At 72.9% G+C, this 18,753-nt stretch carries 19 protein-coding genes; 11 read left to right on the top strand and 8 right to left on the bottom strand.

The annotated features are described in order from the left end of the window. Window positions 1-140 precede the first annotated feature (140 nt). The 5 genes from ACZ4FH_RS22855 (at window position 141) to ACZ4FH_RS22835 (ending at window position 4,557) form a co-directional block, all read left to right on the top strand. Window positions 141-581, top strand: coding sequence for a MarR family winged helix-turn-helix transcriptional regulator (locus tag ACZ4FH_RS22855; RefSeq protein WP_383642521.1), 441 nt, complete (start codon window positions 141-143; stop codon window positions 579-581). Between the two features lie 96 nt (window positions 582-677). Next, entirely contained in the window at window positions 678-2,012 is a 1,335-nt protein-coding gene (locus ACZ4FH_RS22850) for an MFS transporter (RefSeq protein WP_467306922.1), read from the top strand. 123 nt (window positions 2,013-2,135) lie between these two features. Beyond that, a complete protein-coding gene (thpR, locus tag ACZ4FH_RS22845; protein ID WP_467306920.1) occupies window positions 2,136-2,699 on the top strand; it encodes an RNA 2',3'-cyclic phosphodiesterase in 564 nt (187 codons plus the stop codon). Between the two features lie 285 nt (window positions 2,700-2,984). Further along, entirely contained in the window at window positions 2,985-3,464 is a 480-nt protein-coding gene (locus tag ACZ4FH_RS22840; RefSeq protein ID WP_467306919.1) for a MarR family transcriptional regulator, read from the top strand. 97 nt (window positions 3,465-3,561) lie between these two features. Then, window positions 3,562-4,557: an aldo/keto reductase gene (locus tag ACZ4FH_RS22835; RefSeq protein WP_467306918.1), complete on the top strand. Its 996-nt coding sequence runs from the start codon at window positions 3,562-3,564 to the stop codon at window positions 4,555-4,557. Between the two features lie 77 nt (window positions 4,558-4,634). Here the strand turns inward: ACZ4FH_RS22835 and ACZ4FH_RS22830 are convergent, their stop codons facing one another. From ACZ4FH_RS22830 to pip, 3 genes are all read right to left on the bottom strand, one after another. Continuing rightward, window positions 4,635-6,398 (bottom strand): serine/threonine-protein kinase, encoded by a 1,764-nt coding sequence (locus ACZ4FH_RS22830; RefSeq protein ID WP_467306917.1) that lies wholly within the window; start codon window positions 6,396-6,398, stop codon window positions 4,635-4,637. Between the two features lie 137 nt (window positions 6,399-6,535). Beyond that, complete coding sequence (locus tag ACZ4FH_RS22825) at window positions 6,536-6,967, bottom strand: hypothetical protein (RefSeq protein ID WP_467306915.1); 432 nt, start codon at window positions 6,965-6,967, stop codon at window positions 6,536-6,538. A gap of 92 nt (window positions 6,968-7,059) precedes the next feature. After that, complete coding sequence (gene pip, locus ACZ4FH_RS22820) at window positions 7,060-8,046, bottom strand: prolyl aminopeptidase (RefSeq protein ID WP_467306914.1); 987 nt, start codon at window positions 8,044-8,046, stop codon at window positions 7,060-7,062. Between the two features lie 95 nt (window positions 8,047-8,141). Here pip and ACZ4FH_RS22815 point away from each other — a divergent pair, with 95 nt between their 5' ends. Next, window positions 8,142-8,639, top strand: a complete 498-nt coding sequence (locus tag ACZ4FH_RS22815; protein WP_467306912.1) for a hypothetical protein — start codon at window positions 8,142-8,144, stop codon at window positions 8,637-8,639. A gap of 43 nt (window positions 8,640-8,682) precedes the next feature. Here ACZ4FH_RS22815 and ACZ4FH_RS22810 read toward each other — a convergent pair whose 3' ends face one another. Together ACZ4FH_RS22810 and ACZ4FH_RS22805 are read right to left on the bottom strand one after the other, a co-directional pair. Next, the gene (locus ACZ4FH_RS22810) at window positions 8,683-10,089 is read right to left on the bottom strand and encodes a collagen-binding domain-containing protein (protein WP_467306911.1); all 1,407 of its coding nucleotides are present in this window, start codon (window positions 10,087-10,089) and stop codon (window positions 8,683-8,685) included. A gap of 209 nt (window positions 10,090-10,298) precedes the next feature. After that, window positions 10,299-12,392: a protein kinase domain-containing protein gene (locus ACZ4FH_RS22805; protein ID WP_467306909.1), complete on the bottom strand. Its 2,094-nt coding sequence runs from the start codon at window positions 12,390-12,392 to the stop codon at window positions 10,299-10,301. A 348-nt stretch (window positions 12,393-12,740) separates the two neighbouring features. Here ACZ4FH_RS22805 and ACZ4FH_RS22800 point away from each other — a divergent pair, with 348 nt between their 5' ends. Further along, window positions 12,741-13,844, top strand: coding sequence for an endonuclease/exonuclease/phosphatase family protein (locus ACZ4FH_RS22800; protein ID WP_467306908.1), 1,104 nt, complete (start codon window positions 12,741-12,743; stop codon window positions 13,842-13,844). A gap of 36 nt (window positions 13,845-13,880) precedes the next feature. Here the strand turns inward: ACZ4FH_RS22800 and ACZ4FH_RS22795 are convergent, their stop codons facing one another. Then, a complete protein-coding gene (locus ACZ4FH_RS22795) occupies window positions 13,881-14,816 on the bottom strand; it encodes a GNAT family N-acetyltransferase (RefSeq protein WP_467306907.1) in 936 nt (311 codons plus the stop codon). A 137-nt stretch (window positions 14,817-14,953) separates the two neighbouring features. On the opposite strand from ACZ4FH_RS22795, the gene ACZ4FH_RS22790 reads away from it, so the two are divergent. The 4 genes from ACZ4FH_RS22790 to ACZ4FH_RS22775 all read left to right on the top strand — a co-directional run bounded on the left by ACZ4FH_RS22790 (window position 14,954) and on the right by ACZ4FH_RS22775 (window position 17,265). After that, a complete protein-coding gene (locus ACZ4FH_RS22790) occupies window positions 14,954-15,409 on the top strand; it encodes a hypothetical protein (protein ID WP_467306905.1) in 456 nt (151 codons plus the stop codon). Between the two features lie 207 nt (window positions 15,410-15,616). Further along, entirely contained in the window at window positions 15,617-15,970 is a 354-nt protein-coding gene (locus ACZ4FH_RS22785; RefSeq protein WP_467306903.1) for a hypothetical protein, read from the top strand. Between the two features lie 93 nt (window positions 15,971-16,063). Then, window positions 16,064-16,696: a DUF2461 family protein gene (locus tag ACZ4FH_RS22780; protein ID WP_467306901.1), complete on the top strand. Its 633-nt coding sequence runs from the start codon at window positions 16,064-16,066 to the stop codon at window positions 16,694-16,696. A 245-nt stretch (window positions 16,697-16,941) separates the two neighbouring features. Beyond that, complete coding sequence (locus ACZ4FH_RS22775; protein WP_467306900.1) at window positions 16,942-17,265, top strand: hypothetical protein; 324 nt, start codon at window positions 16,942-16,944, stop codon at window positions 17,263-17,265. A gap of 19 nt (window positions 17,266-17,284) precedes the next feature. Here ACZ4FH_RS22775 and ACZ4FH_RS22770 read toward each other — a convergent pair whose 3' ends face one another. Next, window positions 17,285-17,590, bottom strand: a complete 306-nt coding sequence (locus ACZ4FH_RS22770) for a YfhL family 4Fe-4S dicluster ferredoxin (RefSeq protein WP_467306898.1) — start codon at window positions 17,588-17,590, stop codon at window positions 17,285-17,287. Between the two features lie 201 nt (window positions 17,591-17,791). Further along, on the bottom strand, window positions 17,792-18,592 hold the full coding sequence (locus tag ACZ4FH_RS22765) for an NAD-dependent epimerase/dehydratase family protein (RefSeq protein ID WP_467306896.1): 801 nt from the start codon (window positions 18,590-18,592) through the stop codon (window positions 17,792-17,794). Between the last annotated feature and the right edge of the window lie 161 nt (window positions 18,593-18,753).

Below are 18,753 nucleotides of genomic sequence, written 5' to 3'. Positions count from 1 at the left end.
AGCAGGGTTACGTCCCGCGGGGCCGAAGTGCGTGACTTTCCGGAATCGACTCACTCGTTTGGGTGATCGATTGGTAAACACGCACGCGCGTGATACCACCGAGTGGTCTTTAGGGTAGGTAATGAGTTACGCTAACAAACATGCCTGACCTGATCCACGACGGCGACAGTGCCGCCGCCGTGAGCTCCCTCCGCTCCGCCGTCATGCTGCTGGGCCGGCGCCTCAAGCACCAGCGCGTCGACGAGTCGCTGAGCCCCACCGAGATGTCGGTGCTCGGCACGCTCGCCCGCTGCGGTTCCGCCACCCCCGGTGAGCTGGCCCGCAAGGAGCATGTGCAGCCGCCGTCGATGACCCGCATCGTCGCGCTGCTGGAAGCCAAGGGATTGGTCAGACTGGAACCGCACCCCGATGACCGTCGTCAGAAGATGGTCAGCCAGACCGAGCAGGCCGAGGCCATGCTCGCCGAGAGCCGCGACAAGCGGAACGCCTGGCTGACCACCCTTGCCGAAGGCCTGGACGAGGACGAGTGGGAGACGCTGCGCAAGGCGGCGCCCGTGCTCGAAAAGCTCGCCCACCTGTAGCGGGGCGGACCGCGCCGGACCGGGTCCGGCGCACCGCCCCCGCCGAGGCGTCCCCGTCAGTCAGCCCAGTGTCCACGCCCGAGGAGGCGAACCCTTTTGAGTACGGGATCCGGAGCAGACTCCGCCCCCGCACCGACTTCCACCCACGAGAGCAGGACCGGCGGGACCTTCTCGTCGCTGAAGATACGCAACTACCGCCTGTTCGCCACGGGCGCCGTGATCTCCAACACCGGTACCTGGATGTCCCGCATCACGCAGGACTGGCTCGTCCTGAGCCTGACCGGGTCCGCCGCCGCCGTCGGCATCACCACGGCACTCCAGTTCCTTCCGATGCTGCTCTTCGGCCTCTACGGCGGCGTCATCGCCGACCGCCTCCCGAAGCGCAAGCTCCTTCTCGTCAGCCAGGCCGCCCTCGGGCTGTGCGGCATCGCGCTCGCGGTCCTCACGCTCTCCGGCGTGGTCCAGGTGTGGCACGTCTATCTGATCGCGTTCCTGCTCGGCATGGTCACGGTCGTGGACAACCCGGCGCGCCAGTCGTTCGTCTCCGAGATGGTCGGCCCCGCGCAGCTGCGCAACGCCGTCAGCCTGAACTCGGCGAACTTCCAGTCCGCCCGGCTCATCGGCCCCGCCGTCGCGGGTGTGCTGATCACCACGGTCGGCAGCGGCTGGGCCTTCATGTTCAACGGGCTGTCGTTCGCCGCCCCGCTGATCGGCCTGCTGATGATGCGGACGAGCGAGCTCCACAAGGCCACCGTCGTGCCCCGGGCCAAGGGCCAGCTCCGCGAAGGGCTGCGCTACGTCTCCGGCCGCCCCGAGCTGATCTGGCCGATCGTCCTGGTCGGCTTCGTCGGCACCTTCGGCTTCAACTTCCCGATCTGGCTGACGGCCTTCGCGGACGAGATCTTCCACGGCGGCGCCGGGATGTACTCGTTCTTCAACATCCTCATGGCGGCCGGCTCCCTCGCCGGAGCGCTGCTCGCCGCCCGCCGCCGCTCCTCGCGGCTGCGGATGCTCGTCGCCGCCGGTACGGCCTTCGGCCTCCTGGAGATCATCGCCTCCCTGGCGCCGTCCGTCTGGCTCTTCGCGCTCCTGCTGGTCCCGATCGGCATGATCGGCCTCACGACCAACATCAGCGCCAACACCAGCGTCCAGATGGCCGCCGACCCGGCCATGCGCGGCCGGGTGATGAGCCTGTACATGATGGTCTTCGCCGGTGGTACGCCGGTGGGCGCCCCGATCGTCGGCTGGATCAGTGACGCGTACGGCGTCCGCACCGGCATGGCGGTCGGCGGGGCGTTCTCGCTGCTGGCCGCGCTGGGCGTCGGCTTCATGCTGGCCCGCGTCGGCGGTCTGCGGCTCAAGGTGGACCTCCGCCCGGGACGGCCGCACGTCCGCTTCGTCCCCCGCGAACAGCTGGCGACGGCGGCCTGACCGCCTCCGCCCCGCAGACGCGGAACGGCCCCGCACCGGAACGTCCGGTGCGGGGCCGTCGCGCTGGGGGGAGGGGGTGGCGGCCGGAGCCCGGAACGGGCCGGGGGCTGCCAGACTCGCCGTATGAGACTCTTCGCCGCCGTGCTGCCGCCGGAGCCCGCCGTGCAGGAGCTGCGCGGGGCGGTGGCGCCGCTGCGGCGCCTGCCGGGGGCCGAGGGGCTGCGGTGGACGGAACCGGCCGGATGGCACTACACGCTCGCGTTCCTCGGAGAGGTGGAGGACGAGGTCCTGCCGGAGCTGTACCGGCGGACGGAGCGGGCCGCGCGCCGGACGGACGCCTTCGGGCTGCGGGTGCACGGCGCCGGGCGGTTCGACGGGCGGGCGCTGTGGACGGGCGCCGCGGGGGCGCTGGACTCCCTGCGGCTGCTGGCCGAGCGGGCGGACGCGGCGGCCCGGCGGTCCGGGGTGCCCATGGAGGAGCACCGCCGCTACGTCCCGCACCTCACCCTGGCCCGCAGCCGGGTCCCGGCCGATCTGGCCCCGTTCGTGTCCGCGCTGGAGGGTTTCGAGGGGCTGCACTGGGAGGCCCGTGAGCTGAGTCTCGTCCGCAGCAGCCTGCCGGCGGGCGGGGTGCCGGGGGAGCGCCCGCGCTACGAGGTGGTGCGGGCCTGGCCGCTGGGCGGGTGAGCCGGGAGGCGGGCCTGGCCGCCGGGGCCGTGAGTCCGTCGGGTTACGCTCGTCGGGTGGATCCGAAGACCAGAAACCGCATCATGGCGGCCGTGCTCGTGCTGATGTTCGCCGTCGTCGCCGTGGCGGCCGCGCTGGGCGGCTGAGCCCCGCCCCACCCCGGACGCCGCCCCGGGCGGCCCTCCCTCCGGTTGACCTCGATCGCACTTGAGGTCCTACGTTCGCGTCATGGCCCGCACCCGCCCGGTGGGCGGGCCCCATGCCGCAGCACCCGGAGGGCAACCCATGACCACCAGCACCAGCACCGGCACCCAGCCGGACGCCGCGCTCGCCGCCCAGCCCGCCGCGTACTGGACGGGGGTCGCCTACGAGGCGCTGATCGCGTACACCAGAGCCCGGCAGGCCGAGAAGGGCTACACCCAGCCCCAGTTCTGGCTGCTGCGCAACCTCTCGGCTCACGACCTCTCGCCCGACGGCCGGGGCATGACCCTGCCGGAGCTGCGGGAGGCGATGGCCTCCTATCTGCGTCCCGAGGACGATCTCGCGGCGGAGGCGGCCGTCCTTCTGGAACGCGGCTGGCTCACGCGGGACGCGACGGACCGGTTCCGGATCAGCGAGGAGGGGGAGCGGGTCCGCGGCGACCTCGCGCGCAACGCCCCCGCGATCCGGGCCGCGCTCCACGAGGGCATCGACGACACCGACTACGTCACGGCGGTGAAGGTGCTCCAGCGGCTGATCCGCAACGCGGGCGGGACGGTCGCCTGACACGGCCGGGCGGGGCGGGCACCGGACACGGCCGGCAGGACTGACGCGGCCGGCGGTGCTTGCTTCGAGCGGACTCGAAGGCGTTGGCTGGGGGACCATGAAGTACACACATCTGGGACGCACCGGACTCGAAGTCAGCCGGCTCGTGCTCGGCACGATGAACTTCGGCCCGCAGACCGACGAGGCCGACAGCCACACCATCATGGACGCCGCGCTCGACGCGGGCGTCAACTTCTTCGACACCGCCAACGTCTACGGCTGGGGCGAGAACAAGGGCCGCACCGAGGAGATCATCGGCAGCTGGTTCGACCGCGGCGGCGACCGCCGGGACAAGGTCGTCCTCGCCACCAAGGTGTACGGCAACATGGGCGCCGACGGCGAGGCCTGGCCCAACCACCACAAGCTGTCCGCGGTGAACATCCGCCGTGCCGTGGACGCCAGCCTCAAGCGGCTGCGGACGGACCGCATCGACGTCTACCAGTTCCACCACATCGACCGGGACACCCCGGTCGACGAGATCTGGCAGGCCATCGACGTCCTGGTCCAGCAGGGCAAGATCCTCTACGCCGGTTCCTCGAACTTCCCCGGCTGGAAGATCGCCCAGATGAACGAGACGGCCCGGCGCCGCGGCTCGTACGGTCTCGTCAGCGAGCAGTGCCTCTACAACCTCGCGGAGCGCCGCGCGGAGATGGAGGTCATCCCGGCCGCGCAGGAGTACGGCCTCGGCGTCATCCCCTGGTCCCCGCTGCACGGAGGTCTGCTCGGCGGCGCCATCCGCAAGGAGAGCGCGGGCGGCTCGGCCCGTTCGGCCTCCGGCCGGGCCGCCGAGACGCTTGCCGACCCGGCGGCCCGTGCGCAGATCCAGGCGTACGAGGACCTGCTGGACAAGCACGGTCTGGAGCCCGGCGAGGTGGGCCTGGCCTGGCTGCTGACGCGTCCGGGGGTCACCGGCCCGATCACCGGCCCGCGCACCCTGGCCCAGCTGGAGTCCGCGCTCCGCGCGGTCGAGCTGGAGCTGTCGGACGAGGTGCTGTCCGGCCTCGACGAGATCTTCCCGGGCCCGGGGCCGTCCCCGGAGGCCTTCGCCTGGTAGGCGCGCGTTCCCGGTGTCGGCCGGGCGGTCCGGGTGCGCTCCCGGAGCTTGCCGGGCGGTCCGGGCGCCGTGTGCGCTCAGGCCGTCCGGCCGCCCGTGTTCGTACCGCCGGGGCCCCTGCCGCCGGGGGCCGTTCCGCCCGCGTGCGGTCCGCCCGTGTTCGTACCGCCGGGGTTCGTCGCGGGCGACAGGATCCGGCCCAGCCCCGCCGAGGTCCCCAGCCAGACCGCGCAGCCGACCGGCAGGGACCAGAGGGGGCCGAGGGCGGAGAGGTAGGCGAGCATCGCCCAGGTCATCACGCCGTTGATCCAGCCGCTCATGGTGAGGAGCAGGGCCGCGCGCGGGGACAGCCGCAGCCGGAGGACCAGTTGGTCGGCGATGAGCACGCCGACGGTCAGCGCGGCGAGGCAGGCGCCGCCCGCGAACACGACGTAGCGTCCGGAGATCTTGCCCGTCACCCCGTGGTCGATGGCCGCCCCGCCGGCCCCCAGCGGGAAGGCGAGCAGCAGCGCGGACAGGAGCCGGTCGAAGAGCTTGCGCTCCCGCGGGTCGAAGACATTGGTGAACCCGTGCGTCGCGGCCATGCCGGCCAGTCCGGCGAGGCCGCTGAGGACGAGGGCGTTCGCGGTCTGGGTGGGGACGCACAGCAGCAGGAGGACCACCGTGACGAGGGCGGTCCCCGCACCGGCCAGCCAGGTCGCGGCGACCGTGCGGGTGGACACCGAGCCGATGCGCGGCGACCGTCCGCCGATCCGCAGCCGCGCGGGCGGGGCGGTGGGCTGTCCGGGCGGCAGCGGGTACGGGTACGCGGGCGGCTGGGCCTGTTGTTGCTGTTGCGGCGGGGTCGGGGCCGGTGGTGGGGCGGCCGTGTGGGCGACGGATCCCAGGGCGGTGGGGGTGTTGTCGGGTGCGGGCGCGGGGGCCGGATCGGGTGCGGGGGGTGCCGGGGCCGGTGGTGTCACCGCCGTGGTGGGGGCTTCGGCCGCCCCGGCCGCGCGGGCGGCCTTCAGCAGGGCGGACACCTCCGCCGCGTCCGCCGGGCGCTCGTCAGGCTCCTTGGCGAGCAGCCGCAGGACGAGCGCGTCGAGTCCGTCGTACCCGGCCAGCTCCGTCCGGCGTTCGCTCGGCGGGCGGGGGGTGTTCCTGAGGTGCTGGGCCAGCACGGAGGTGCCCGTGCCGGTGAACGGCGGCTCGCCCGTGAGCAGGGTGTGGAGGAGACAGCCGAGGGAGTAGAGGTCGCTGCGGCTGTCGATGGAGTCGGGCGTCACGATCTGTTCCGGCGACATGTAGAGCGGGGTGCCGATCACGAACCCCGTCGCCGTCAGATCGGTGCGCGTCATCGGCCCGGCCGTGGACAGCATCCGCGCGATCCCGAAGTCCAGGATCTTGATGGTGCCCTCGGCGGTGAGCAGGACATTGGCCGGTTTGATGTCGCGGTGGACGATGTCCGCCCGGTGCGCGGTCTCCAGTCCGGCGCAGATGGCGAGCGCCCAGCCGATCACCTCGGCGGGCGGGACGGGGTCCGGCTTCCGCTTCTCCAGTACGGCTCCGAGGTCGCGCCCCCGCAGGTGCTCCATGACGAGGTACAGCACGCGCTCGTCGGCCACCCGCGCCTCGCCGAAGTCGTGCAGGGTGACGATGTGCGGGCTCGACAGGCCGCCGACCACCCGGGCCTCGCGGGTGAAGCGGGTGACGGCGGTGTCCTCGTCGGGCTGGGTGAGGACCTTGACCGCGACCGTGCGGCCGATGCGCTCGTCCTCGGCCAGCCAGACCCGGCCCATACCGCCGGAGCCCACCGGCTCCTTCAGCCGGTACCGCCCGTCGAGAAGCACTCCGCGCATCGGCCGCCCCCGCTCAACTCGTCTGACCCGCCCGGTACATGATGACCCGACAGTCAGCCCGTGGCCCAGGGTGCGCCGTATTCCGATGGGGTTTCGGACGCGGCCGGGGCGCGGTCGGGCGGGAGCCGTGCGTGCGGTCAGGCGGAGATGCTCGCCCAGCCGGAGCAGGTGCCCGCGGTGATGAGCTTGGTCGACCAGTGACCGTTGCAGACGCGGAAGCGGACGGTGACGCCCTCGGTGAAGTTCTTGTTCTTGTAGCGGTACGCGCCGTAGCTGTCCGCGTTGAAGATGGCGCCGTAACGGCTTCCGGCCTCCCAGTCGATGACGGCGGACGAGCCGTCCGCGTCTCCGTCGTAGACCATGAACCAGTCGCCGGCGGGGGAGAAGCAGGCCCGGTTCACGGAGGAGGCGACGCACTTGTCCCACGAGACGCTGCCCGACACGCTGGTGGCCGTGGCGCGTTCGGTCTCGGCGGTGGCGGCGGACGCCTGGGTGACGGCGAGCATCAGGGCGGCGGACAGCGTGCCGGCGATCGCGCCTATGCGGGTGAGGGAGCGTGCTGCGGACATGGTTCCTCCGTTGTGGTGCTGTGACCGGCGACGATCACCGGCCACGGCCCACCCTAGGTGTCATGCCCATGATGAAAGCAAGGGGGTTCGGCTCAGACCTCCGCGAACCGGTCCAGCGCCGCCAGGACCGCCCGGCTCGTCGCCGCTCCGCCCAGATGCCCCGCGTCCTCGATCACCGTCAGCTCGGCGTCCGGCCACGCCCCGGCCAGTTCCCAGGCGGTGGAGAGGGGCCCGCCCATGTCGAGCCGGCCGTGGATCAGCACACCCGGGATGCCCGCCAGCCGCCCGGCGTCCCGGATCAGCTGCCCCTCCTCCAGCCAGGCGCCGTGGGAGAAGTAGCGCGCGCAGATCCGGACGAGCGCCTGCTGCGCGGGTCCCGGCCGGCCGCTGTACGGGGGCGGACCGCTGTGCGCCTCCATCGACAGGACGGTGTCCTCCCAGGCGCACCAGTCGGCGGTGGCGCGGGCCCGCACCTCCGGATCGGGGCTCTCGGTGCGCGCGGCGTACGCGGCGAGCACCTCGGGAGTCGCCTTGCCCGCCGCCTCCGGGACCCCGGCCCGGAACCGCTCCAGGGCCTCCGGGAAGAAGCGCCCGGCGCCCCGGTACAGCCAGTCGATCTCGGAGCGCCGGGACGTGGTGACGGCCGGGATCACGATCTCGGAGACCCGCTCCGGGTGCCGCTCGGCGTACGCGAGGATCAGCGTGGAGCCCCACGAACCCCCGTACAGCAGCCACCGGTCCACGCCCAGGTGGGTGCGGAGCCGTTCCATGTCGGCGATCAGCCGGTCCGTGGTGTTGAGGCGCAGATCGGCGGCGGGGTCGCTCGCGTGCGGGGTGGAGCGGCCGCAGTTGCGCTGGTCGAAGAGGATCACGCGGTAGCGCGCGGGGTCGAAGAACCGCCGGGCGCCCGGGGTGCATCCGGAGCCGGGACCGCCGTGCACCACGAGGGCGGGCTTTCCCGCGGGATTGCCGCAGACCTCCCAGTACACGAGGTTTCCGTCCCCCGCGTCCAGCATCCCGTGGTCGTACGGCTCGATCGGCGGGTACCTGTCGTCGGGGAGGCGCGGCGCGGACGTCATCAGCGGAGGGTACAAACGATCACCGGGCCGGTCCACCGGATTCCCCGCCCCGCGCACCCGCCCGGGGCCGTGTGCGCGGGCGTAGCCTGGACGCCGTGAACTCCACTCCTGAGGTCCTGGCCGTACTCGGTGACCTGCTCTCCGCCGCTGATGCCGACGCCCGCGGGGCGCTCTGGCAACTGGACCGGCAGGGCAGGGAGCTGGACGCCAACCTGGTACGGCTGCCGCCGGGCGGAGAGGTCGGGGAGCACCAGGAGAACGTGCTGGACGTGCTCCTCGTGGTCCTGGAGGGCGGCGGCCGGCTCACCCCCGGCGACGGCGGTGAGCCCCTCGCGCTGACGCCCGGCACGGTGACGTGGCTGCCGCGCACCTCGCGCCGCTCGCTCACCGCCGGACCCGAGGGGCTCGCCTATCTCACGGTGCACCGCCGCCGCCCCGGCCTCTCGATCACCCGCGCGCCCGCGCCGGTGGCGTACGAGGGGGGCGAGGCGCCCTGCGCGCTGGACCGGGTCTGTCCCGAGTGCGGCCGGATGGCGATGGAGTCGGCGCCGGTGTTCTGCAGCGCGTGCGGGGAGCGGTTCCCGGACCGCTGACCCCGGGGCCGGTGACCCCGGGGCCGGTCACTGCGGGGTGGCTTCAGTGGCGCGGCCGGCGGCGGCGTCCCGACAGGAAGACCCCGCCGGCGACGAGCAGCAGGGCCCCGGCGGCGGCGTAGAGCGTCGTGGACGTACCGGTGTCGGCGAGTCCGCCGCCCGGCGGGCGGTGGTGGTGGCCGCCTCCCTCGCCCGGCCACTCCGGGTGCGAGCGCGTCGGCGTCGGCGTGTGCCCGGTGGGTGTCGGTTCGGCCGTCGTCCCCGTCGGGGTCGGGGTGGGCTCGCTCGGGGACGGGCTCGGCTCGCTCGTCGTGGTGGACGGCGAGGGCGAGGGCGACGGTTCGCCCCCGCAGTCGATGTCGGCGTCGAACGGGAACTCGTGGATCTCGCCCGCGTCCACGGCCGACGCGCCGCCTTCCGTCAGCGGACCCTCCGTCAGCTGCCGGGCCACGACGGTGCCCTCGATGTTCGAGGCGTCGATGTCCGTGAGATGGGCCCGGGGTGCGTAGAAGGTGCCTTCGAGGGAGTCGCCGGAGGCCATGGTGATGTCGGTCGCGTCGGAGAAGTTCCAGAGCATGTACGGGGCCTGCTCTCCGGACGTCCCGGCGGTGTTCGGCACGTTCCACACGTACGTACCGCCGCTCCCGGTCGTGTCGACGTCCACGACGAACGGGGCGGTCGGTGACGGCGGGGTGTCGAAGACCAGCTCGGAGAGGTTGTTCAGCTGCTCGCCGGTCAGGTGCAGGACGTTGGTCCGGCCCTCCGTGAGCGTGAGGTGGGCGCTCGTGCCGGGCGGGAAGCCGGTCTGGTCGGGGAGCGGGTTCCCCTCGGCGTCGCGCAGGACGACGTTGGTACCGCAGGTCCCGATGGCGTCCGAGCGCTCCCGGAACCGGGCGAACAGCGCGTCCAGGTCCGGCAGTCCGGTGGTGTCGGTGACCGAGTCGGCCGGCTGGCGGCCGGTCTCCTCCACGCGCGGGGTCGAGTTGTACCCCGCGTTCGCGGCGACGATCTGCGTGGCGACGGAGGCCCCGTTGGCGTCCGTGTCCAGGACGGAGGAGCCCGTCGGGTCGCCGATCTTGACGTAGCCGTCGTTCAGCACCTTCAGCACACCCTGCGGCGAGCTGCCCGCGTGATCGATCCTGCCGCCGACGAGCAGCGCGGTCGGACTGTCGTCGCCGGGCGCGGTGAAGCTGCCGGGGGTGTGCAGCGCGATGTTGTACCCGGGACCGTAGATCAGGTTTCCGCCGACGGCGACGGACCCCTCGGTCTCCGCGCTGCCCAGGGTGGCGTCCTCCTGGACGATGATCCCGAAGCCGTGGGAGCCGTCCAGCGGGTTGCCCGAGTAGTCGGCCGCCGCGGGGAGGGCGGCGGCAAGGCACAGGACACAGGCGGCCGCGGAGGCGGCGGCGATACGGGCGGGGCCGCTGCGGGGAAGAACGGTGTGCTTCATGCCCGGGAACGTAAATCCGATGGTCGGCCCGGAGGGTGCGGCGGGGCCGCCGTCTCACCCGTGTGGCTTCCGCACCCCCTCCATTGGGCGCGTGGGGCGGGGCGGGGCCGGGCAGGGAGTGCGTAGAACGGGCCGGTCGGGTCAGGGCAGAGAACGCGTGGAACGGACCGGTCGGGGCCGGGCCCGGCCGGACAGGGCCTGCGGGTCGGTCAGACGCTGTCCGTCCACAGCTGTGACGTCGCCTGTGCGTCGCAGGCGGCGGCGGACGGGGCTGCGGCGTAGCCGACCACGGAGAGGCAGGTGCCGGCGGCGGTGTTCACGAGGTTGTGGCCCCGGGACGTCGAGACGGTGATCTTCCACGACTGGCGCGCGGAGCCGTCGCAGGGGTTGAGGGCGTAGCCCATGTACGTCTTCGGCTCCAGGCACTTTCCGGTGCCGCCGTTGACGAGGGTGAAGGTGTTGCCCGGACCGGCTCTGTACGTCCAGGTGTAGTCCATGCGGGAGCCGTTGCGGGAGCCGCCGCACTTCTCGGTGGTGGCGGCGGCCGTGCCCCCGTAGGTGTTCACGGCCGAGGCGAGGCACGTGCCCTTGGCGAGGTTCTTCACGGCGTGCGCGGCGGTGGTCGCGGGCAGGGCGGGGTCCTGGCCGACGCCTCCGCCGCCGGAGCCGGAGCCGGTGGTTCCGGAGCTGCCGCCGGAGGAGCCGGAGGAGTTGGAGCCGCCGGACCCGGTGGAGGATCCGGTTCCGCCTCCGGTGGTGCCCGTGGAGCCGGAGCCGGTGGTGCCGTCCGCGCCGCCCGCGGTGCCGCCGCCCTTGCCGCCGTCGCGGGCGCTCGCGGACGCGTCGGGCGCTTTGCGGGAGGCCGAGGCGGTGGGTGACGGCGACCCCGAGGCCGTGGCGGTGGGGCCGCCGGACGCCGAAGCGGTGGGGGTGCCGGGCGTCCGTGACCCGGAGGCGCCGGGCCGGGCCTCCGCGTCGGGCACCTCGAACGGGGCCAGCTTGAGGGTCAGGGTGGTCCCGGCGACGATCACGACGGGCACGGCGACGAGCAGGACCCGCCGCCGCCGGGACGGCCGGGCGGGCTCCGGTGCGGGCGCGGCCTCGTTCTCCGGCTTCGCCGCGACGTCCGGACCGGCCTTTCCGCCCTCCGGGGGGCCGGCGGCGGGAGGCACCCGCTCCGCCCCCTGCTCCTCTTCCTCTTCCTCTTCCCCTTCCGGTTCGGGCGGCGGGGTCCGGCCGGCGAAGGCCTCGCGGGCGGTGATGCGGTCGGTGACGGTCGGGGGCCACGGACTGGAGACCGCCTCCGGGACGCGGGCGTCGGCACGGGCGAAGAGCGCGTCGGTGCCGGGCCGTTCGGCCGGGTCCTTGGCCAGGCAGGAGCCGACCAGCTCGGCCAGCTCCGGATCGGTGCGGGGCAGCCGGCCGAGGTCGGGTTCCTCGTGGACGATGCGGTAGAGCAGGTCGAGGCCCGAGCCGTCGCCGAACGGGGGCCGCCCGTTCGCCGCGTACAGCACCAGACTGGCGAGCGCGAACACGTCGGCGGCGGTGGTCAGCTTCTGATTGGCGATCGCCTGCTCGGGGGCCATGTACGCGGGCGTCCCGACGACCATGCCGGTCTTGGTGAGCCGGCTCTGGTCGGCGGCGCGGGCCACCCCGAAGTCGATCAGCGTGAGCCCGTCGAGCGTCAGCATCACATTGGACGGCTTGAGGTCGCGGTGCACGATCCCCGCCGCGTGCACCGTGCGCAGCCCGTCGGCGGCGTCGCGCAGCAGCCGCCACAGCGCGTCGGCGGGCAGCGGACCGTCGTGCAGCCGCAGGGCCTCGCTGAGGGTGATCCCGGGGATGAAGTCCGTGGCGAACCACGGCGGCTTCGCCTCCCGGTCGCTCGCCAGCAGCCGCGCGCTCGTCCGGCCCGGCAGCCGCCCGAGGTTGTCCAGCTCGTGCCCGAAGTGCCCCAGGAACGCGGTGTCCTCGGCCAGCGCGGGCAGCACCTGCTTGACGGCCGCGTAGTGCCCGGCGGGGCGGACGGTTCCGCCGGCCGGTCCCGTGCCCTCGGCCGGTGTCGTGTCCGGTGCCGTGCCCGCGTCCGGTCCCGTGTCCTCGTCCGGCCGCGTCCCGTCGGCCGTCTCCGGTGGGGCGAGGGCCGCCTCCGGTGGGACGACGCCGAGATAGACCCGGCCCATGCCGCCCGAGCCGAGTACGCCGAGCAGGCGGAACGGGCCGATGCGCCGGGGATCCCGGGGCTCCAGTGGCCGGGCCCCGCTGCCGTCGAGATATGAGTGGTCTTCAGGTCCCCCGAGCATGGGCGACAGGGTAGCCGAGGCGCGCCGCCCGGCGTGGGGGCTGCCGCCTCCAAGGAGTAGCAGCCGTAAGGGTGTTGACGCTCGGGCCGCCTGCTGTCCGGTGGGTGGGGGTCCGGGGCCCCTCCGGGGCGACTCCTCGAACGACGAACGTGCGGGCAGCACGTATACGTACCCCGGTCTGTGTTCGTCGTTCTGCGGGGACGCCCCTGCACGCCCCCGGCCCCGGCCGTCGTGCGTCTGCGGCAAGGGGGTCCACCTGCCGGACAGAGACGCCCCCCGGGAACTGCCCGTCCCGCCCGACCGTCCTGAAGGACGAGGTCACAGGGGCGGGGACGGCAAGGCGGGAACATGAAAGAGCGGACGGACGGCGCGGCGGACACGGGCACGGATGCGGACATAGACGCGGGTCCGGATACGGACGCGGACGCGGGTACGGGTACGCGTGCCGATACCGATGCGGACCCCGGTACGGTCGCGCGGGGCGACGGGGTCGACAAGGCCATCCGGCGGTCCTGGGCGCGTCCGGGGCGGTGGAGGCGCGGGAAGGTCCTGGCCGGGCTCGCTGCTCTGACGGCGCTGTTGCTGGCCTTCCCCGGGGTGCTGCCGAACACCCCCGGGCGGCTGGGCAGTCTGCTGGAGGCGTTCCTGCCGTGGCTCGGTCTGGCCGTCGTTCCGCTGCTGGTCCTGGCGCTGCTGCGCCGTTCGGTGACCGCGCTGCTGGCGCTGGTGCTGCCGGTGGCGGCGTGGGCGTACGCGTTCGGCGGGCTGTTCCTGCCGGCGTCCGCGGCCAGTGAGCGCGATCTGGTGGTGGTCCAGCACAACGTGAGCGATGTGAACGGGGACCCGGCGGGGACCGCCCGCGCGCTGGCGGCGGCCCGGCCCGACCTCATCGCGCTGGAGGAACTGGTCCCGGACGCGCTTCCCGCGTACGAGAGGGCGCTCGCGCCGCAGTACCGGTTCCACGAGGTGCGGGGGACCGTCGGGATCTGGTCGAAGCTTCCGCTCTCCGGCACCCGGGTCGTCGACATCAAGCCCGAGGGCATCGAGGAGGGCTGGAGCCGGGGTCTGCGTACGGTCGTCCACACCGCGCAGGGGGAGGTCGCCGCCTATGTCGCCCATCTGCCGTCCCTGCGGTTCGGCGTGAGCGGACTCAGCTCGGCCCGCCGGGACGAGAGCGCCCATCTGCTCGGCCGTGCGATCGCCGCCGAGACCGTCGCGAAGGTCATCGTCCTCGGCGACCTCAACAGCACGGTCGACGACCGCGGGCTCTCCCCCCTCACCTCCCAGCTCCACACCCCCGAGCACGGCTTCGCCTTCTCCTTCCCCGCCTCCTTCCCCCTGGCCCGCATCGACCAGGTCCTCGCCCGCTCGGCGACGGTCGAGGACATCCGTACGCTTCCGGCGACGGGGAGCGATCACCTGCCGGTGCTGGCGAGGGTGGCGCTGGGGTGAGGCGGGGAGGTCGGCACCGCGCGGGGGCGTCCCCGCTCACAGGCGGCGGGCGAACTCCCGGCGGTCGGCGAAGTTCTCGTAGCCCGCGCGCTCGAAGGCCTTGATCATGGCGGTGTTGGCCGCGTCGCAGTCACCGCGGATCTCCTCGGCGCCCGCCTCGGTCAGCAGCCGCGTGCCCCGGGCCACGACGGCCGTCGCGTATCCGTTGCCCCGGCAGGCGGGAGCCACGGCCACCAGGCCGATGACGGCGGCCCCGGGGTTCCGGGCGGGCAGGCTGAGCGCGGCCGGCGTGCCATCGGGGGCGTAACCGACCTCCCACCAGTGGGGTTCGTACGCGAATCCCTCCATGTCCTCGAAGACGCTCTCCGCGGCGGCCCGCGCCCCCTCCCGGGCGATCAGGGCGGAGAAGTGGGAGTCGGCGCTGGTGGGCAGGGCATCGGCGAGCAGGGCGAGGAACGGTTCGCGGCCCAGATCGGGCAGCGAACGCCAGGTCAGCCGCTCGTCGTACGCCGTGAGTTCACCCCCTGCCGCGCGGCGGAAGCGGCGCCCGTCACGGGCCAGGTCGAAGCCCGCCAGCCGCAGGAGTTCGGCCCGCCGTTCCGGATCCGTCTGGAACTGCGGTGCCTGCGCGGGCGAGTCGACGACGTGACCCAGCTCCGTGGCCCCGAGCGAACCGCCCAGGGCCACCGCCTCGTCCAGCAGCGCCCGCCCGGTGACCAGCCCCGGCTCGTCCCACGGCGCCTCCAGGAGCACCAGGGCCATCGGGACGTCGTTGCCGGGCATGGTCCACAGCGCGGTGGCCGCGGTGAGCCTCCCGTCGGCGTCCTCCGCGACCAGGCACCACTCCGGCCGGGTGCACTTCTTCTCCAGAAGGTCGGTGAGGTACGCGGCCGTCCCGGCGTTGCGCTCGGGCCGGCCGATGTGCTCGACGAGCGCGGGCAGTTCGCCGGGGTGTGCGATACGTATAGGCATGTACGCGGATCAACCTGTCTCTCGGTGAGGTGGCCGTTCTCCGTGCATCGTTCCGTAAACAGAACGTTCTGTAAACAGAACAACGCGGCGGAGAAATCCCGTTGCGGCGGACCGGGCGGCCGCGCGGATACTCCGGCATGAGCAGAGACGCCGAAGTCATCGTGCTGGCCCGCAACGCGCACGAGGTGATGGAGCCGCTGACCCGGGAGGACGAGCGCGGCGAGCGCACCTGGCGGGGCCGCTTCGTCCCGATCGAGGGGGAGTGGGGCTACGGCTTCGGATGGGCCCTGGAGCTGGACAAGGTGCGTGCCCGCAAGGGTCTGCTCAGGTATCTGGAGTCGCTTCCGTGGCCGAGCCCGTACACCGTCCAGGTCCTGCTGCGGGATCAGGACGACGACTGCTTCGGGCTGTGGATGTTCCAGGAGGGCCGGCTCGTGGAGGTCGGCATCCCGCGCACCGAGCGGTTCCATCAACCGGCCCCGTCCCGTGAGGACTTCGAGCCGGACCCGGGCATGCTGCTGCGCACCGACAGCGGCCAGTGGCTGCCCGAGCAGACCCCGGAAGCCCTCCGCGACACCCGTCCGCCCTGGTAGGAGCGGGTCCGGCGGCTCGCCCTGGGGTGCCGGGTCCGATTCCGCCCCGGGCCGAACGGGTCGTCCACACCCGATGTGGTGAACCGAGGCGCGGACTCACTGGAGCCAGTCACTCTCCGCTTACAGTCGTTACACGTAGTCATGACGTCACGTGTGGTCATCATGCGTAGTCATGACCTCTGCAAGCGCGAGAAAGAGAGCCCCTCCATGTCCGTTCGCTCCCTCACCACGGCCCTCGGCGCCGCCTGCGGCGCCTTCGCCCTGCTGCTGGCCGTGCCCGCCTCGGCCTCGGCGGCCACCGGCCAGTTCCGGTACAGCTACGCCACCGCCGACGGTTACGAGGCCACCGGGTTCCTGAACAATCCCCCCAGCGGCGAATGCCTCAGCCTCCAGGGCCCCGCTTCCGAGCCGGGATCGGCCAGTTGGGCGCCGAGGAACCTCACCAGGTCGACCGCCACCGTCTTCCGCGACGCCGACTGCACCGGGGACGACTACGTCTCCCTGCCGCCGGGCGCGGGCGGCGGGGACGATCTTCTCGTGCGGTCCGTGATCTTCTCCTGAGCTGAGCCGAGCCGAGCGGAGCCCGGTGGGGCCGGGTCGAGCCGAGCTGCGTCGAGCCGGGTCGCGGTCGGCCGCCGGGGCTATCCTCCGCGCATGGACGGACAGTTCGGCGGCTGGCCCGAGCAGGCCATGGATGTGCTGGTGCGGCTCCAGGGGGAGCCGTCCAGGGAGACCAGGGAGCACTGCCGGGCGGATCGGGAGCGGCTGGTGCGGCGGCCGATGATCGGTCTGCTGAACGCGGTGGCGGACGCCGAGCCCCGCTACGAGGACTTCTCGGTGTGGCACTACCGGACCGATTCGTGGTGGTGGCAGAACCAGGGGGCGGTGATCCGGCTCGGGCGGAAGGTCGAGATCGGGCTGCGGTTCTCGCTGGAGGGGCTGCGGATCCAGGGGGCCTGGTGGTATCCGGACCCGGGCCAGGTGGACGCGTACCGCAGGGCCGTGGCCGCCGAGGGCAGCGGGCGGGAGCTCGCGGCGCTGGTCGACGCCGTGCGGGACAAGGGGTACGAGGTCTCCGGGGACCTGATGAAACGCCCTCCGCGCGGCTACCCGGCGGACCACGCCCGCGCGGAACTGCTCCGGCACCGCTCGCTGATCGCCGCCCGCTTCCTGGGTGACGAGGAGTGGCTGTACACCCCCGAGGCCGTGGACCGGGTGCTCTCGGCCGCCGCCGATCTGGACCCCTTGCTGACGTGGCTCGCCCGCCATGTCACGCGTACGACCTGACACCGCCCCGGACGCGTCACCGGCCGGCACACGTCACCGGCCGGGCGGCGTCAGCCCGGAGCGGCCTCAGTCCAGGCAGTGACCTCAGCCCGGACGGTGGCTCTCCACGATCTCGTGCGCGTACTCGTCGTCCGGGGCGATGTCCTGGACGGCTCGGGGATGCGCGGATCCCGTCGGACAGGGCAGGGGACCGGCCCGAGTCCCACCTTGGTAGCCCCATGCGGTCGGTCTGCTACTTTCCGTGCATGATCTTTGAAGTAACGCGCCGCCAGGCACTCCGGGTCGCGCTTGGCGGTCTTGCCGCGTCAGGTCTCGCAGGTCACGGACAACCCTCAGCGGCCGCCCCCAGCCGCAAGAAGGCGCGCCCGGAGTACCAGGCGCGCTATCGCGAGCTGTTCAGGGCATGCGGTAAGGACCTGGACAAGAAGGTGTTGGTCGGACAGCAGCTACTTGACAACTACGAGCACGACGCGCGCCTCTACCACGTACCCGACCGCGCTGCCGTGGTGCGCATGCGTGACGCTCTCGTGCGTCAGAGCCGTGCCCGCCGGGTCGACGCGCGGCCCTGATCCGCAAAGAGGCGAAGGCTCACTTCCGGAAGTGGCTCGGGTAGTCGTTGGCGGCTGCCTTGCGCCGGAGCTCGTCATCGTCGGGGTGGAGGCTCAGCGTTCGGCTGATCAGGGTCTCCTCGGTCTCCACCCTGTCGGGATCCGTCACGCAGGCATCCACCGGACACACGGCCGCGCACGCGAGATGGTCGAAGAAGCCCACGCACTCCGAGCAGGCGTTGGGATTGATCACATAGACCTCGTCACCCTCCTTGATCGCCTCGTTCGGGCACTCGGGCTCGCAAGCACCGCAGTTGATGCAGTCTTCAGTGATCTTGATGGCCATGACGCCTCGCCTCTGTCTCCCGTTGTGGTCCGATGACCAACGAGCCGGCCGCCTGGCAGTACCGCGCGGTGGCTGCAAAAGAGTCATGCCGATCAGGGATGCTCCGGAGACCGCCGGGGCACGGTGTGGCGGATGACGCGGCTGGGGCGGCCCCCGGTCGTTTGATGCCGGTGTCCGGCTGTTCGCGCGGCCCTCGGGCGGTCAGGCGCGGAGGTGCTTGAGGGTGAACTCGGGCTCGGCGTAGACGCCTGCCTGGGGGCCGGCCGGGTCGGTGAGGAGGTTGCCGGGGATGTCCGCGGCGTGGGCCTCGGCGTTGTCGACGGGAGTGTAGGGGAGCTGCGACGGGTCGGGGAGTTCCCAGAACCGGCGGGTGTTGGCGGAGACGGCGTAGGCCGTGAGGAAGCGGGTGGAGGGCGGTGCGGTGAGGGCGGCCCGGATGTAGCCGAGGGCGTCGCGCGGGCTCAGCCAGGTGGCCAGGTGCCGGGGTTCGGTGGGTGCGGGCTCGAAGCTGCCGATGCGCAGGGAGATCACCGAGAGGCCGAACTTGTCGGCGTAGAGCCGCCCGAGGGCTTCGACGGCCACCTTGCTCACCCCGTAGAGACCGTCAGGACGTGTCGGCTCCTGCGGGCCGGTGAGGTGTCCGGACGGGTAGAAGCCGGTCACGCGGTTGCTGCTCGCCAGCACCACCCGCCCGATTCCCGTACGCCGCGCCGCCTCCAGGACGTGATGCGTGCCCAGCACATTCGCTTCGAGCAGCTCCGGAAGAGGGGCCTCGTCGGGCACGCCGCCCAGATGGAGCACGCGGTCGGCACCCGCGAGGGCCGACTCCACCGCGGCGGCGTCCCGCAGGTCCAGCATCCGCACGTCCTCGTTGTCGACCTCCGCGCGGAGCGGCACGCGGTCCAGCAGGACCAGGCGCGCCGCCTCACGCCGTAACGCCTCACGAACCACGGAACCGATGGTTCCCGCCGCCCCTGTGATCGCCACCGTGCCCAGGCTCATCGCGCTTCCCCCACTTCGACGTGCCCAGAATTTTCGCGTGCCCCGGTCCAGTGATCAAGGCCGCGACGGGGGGGGGGGGGGGGGGGGGGGGGGGGGGGGGGGGCGCGGGGCCGGGGGGGGGGGGGGGGGGGGGGGGGCAGGCAGATACTGCAGCGCGTCGA

The organism is Streptomyces sp. NPDC024555 (assembly GCF_055559335.1).
The sequence above is the reverse complement of the archived record's forward strand: the minus strand, read 5'-3'. Positions and strand labels throughout refer to the sequence as shown.

Bases quoted from the DNA above. Each gene is read 5' to 3' on its own strand.
- ACZ4FH_RS22855 (WP_383642521.1), top strand. From the start codon at position 141: ATGCCTGACCTGATCCACGACGGCGACAGTGCCGCCGCCGTGAGCTCC.
- thpR (WP_467306920.1), top strand. From the start codon at position 2,136: ATGAGACTCTTCGCCGCCGTGCTGCCGCCGGAGCCCGCCGTGCAGGAG.
- ACZ4FH_RS22840 (WP_467306919.1), top strand. From the start codon at position 2,985: ATGACCACCAGCACCAGCACCGGCACCCAGCCGGACGCCGCGCTCGCC.
- ACZ4FH_RS22835 (WP_467306918.1), top strand. From the start codon at position 3,562: ATGAAGTACACACATCTGGGACGCACCGGACTCGAAGTCAGCCGGCTC.
- ACZ4FH_RS22830 (WP_467306917.1), bottom strand. From the start codon at position 6,398: ATGCGCGGAGTGCTTCTCGACGGGCGGTACCGGCTGAAGGAGCCGGTG.
- ACZ4FH_RS22825 (WP_467306915.1), bottom strand. From the start codon at position 6,967: ATGTCCGCAGCACGCTCCCTCACCCGCATAGGCGCGATCGCCGGCACG.
- pip (WP_467306914.1), bottom strand. From the start codon at position 8,046: ATGACGTCCGCGCCGCGCCTCCCCGACGACAGGTACCCGCCGATCGAG.
- ACZ4FH_RS22810 (WP_467306911.1), bottom strand. From the start codon at position 10,089: ATGAAGCACACCGTTCTTCCCCGCAGCGGCCCCGCCCGTATCGCCGCC.
- ACZ4FH_RS22805 (WP_467306909.1), bottom strand. From the start codon at position 12,392: ATGCTCGGGGGACCTGAAGACCACTCATATCTCGACGGCAGCGGGGCC.
- ACZ4FH_RS22800 (WP_467306908.1), top strand. From the start codon at position 12,741: ATGAAAGAGCGGACGGACGGCGCGGCGGACACGGGCACGGATGCGGAC.
- ACZ4FH_RS22795 (WP_467306907.1), bottom strand. From the start codon at position 14,816: ATGCCTATACGTATCGCACACCCCGGCGAACTGCCCGCGCTCGTCGAG.
- ACZ4FH_RS22790 (WP_467306905.1), top strand. From the start codon at position 14,954: ATGAGCAGAGACGCCGAAGTCATCGTGCTGGCCCGCAACGCGCACGAG.
- ACZ4FH_RS22785 (WP_467306903.1), top strand. From the start codon at position 15,617: ATGTCCGTTCGCTCCCTCACCACGGCCCTCGGCGCCGCCTGCGGCGCC.
- ACZ4FH_RS22780 (WP_467306901.1), top strand. From the start codon at position 16,064: ATGGACGGACAGTTCGGCGGCTGGCCCGAGCAGGCCATGGATGTGCTG.
- ACZ4FH_RS22775 (WP_467306900.1), top strand. From the start codon at position 16,942: ATGATCTTTGAAGTAACGCGCCGCCAGGCACTCCGGGTCGCGCTTGGC.
- ACZ4FH_RS22770 (WP_467306898.1), bottom strand. From the start codon at position 17,590: ATGGCCATCAAGATCACTGAAGACTGCATCAACTGCGGTGCTTGCGAG.
- ACZ4FH_RS22765 (WP_467306896.1), bottom strand. From the start codon at position 18,592: ATGAGCCTGGGCACGGTGGCGATCACAGGGGCGGCGGGAACCATCGGT.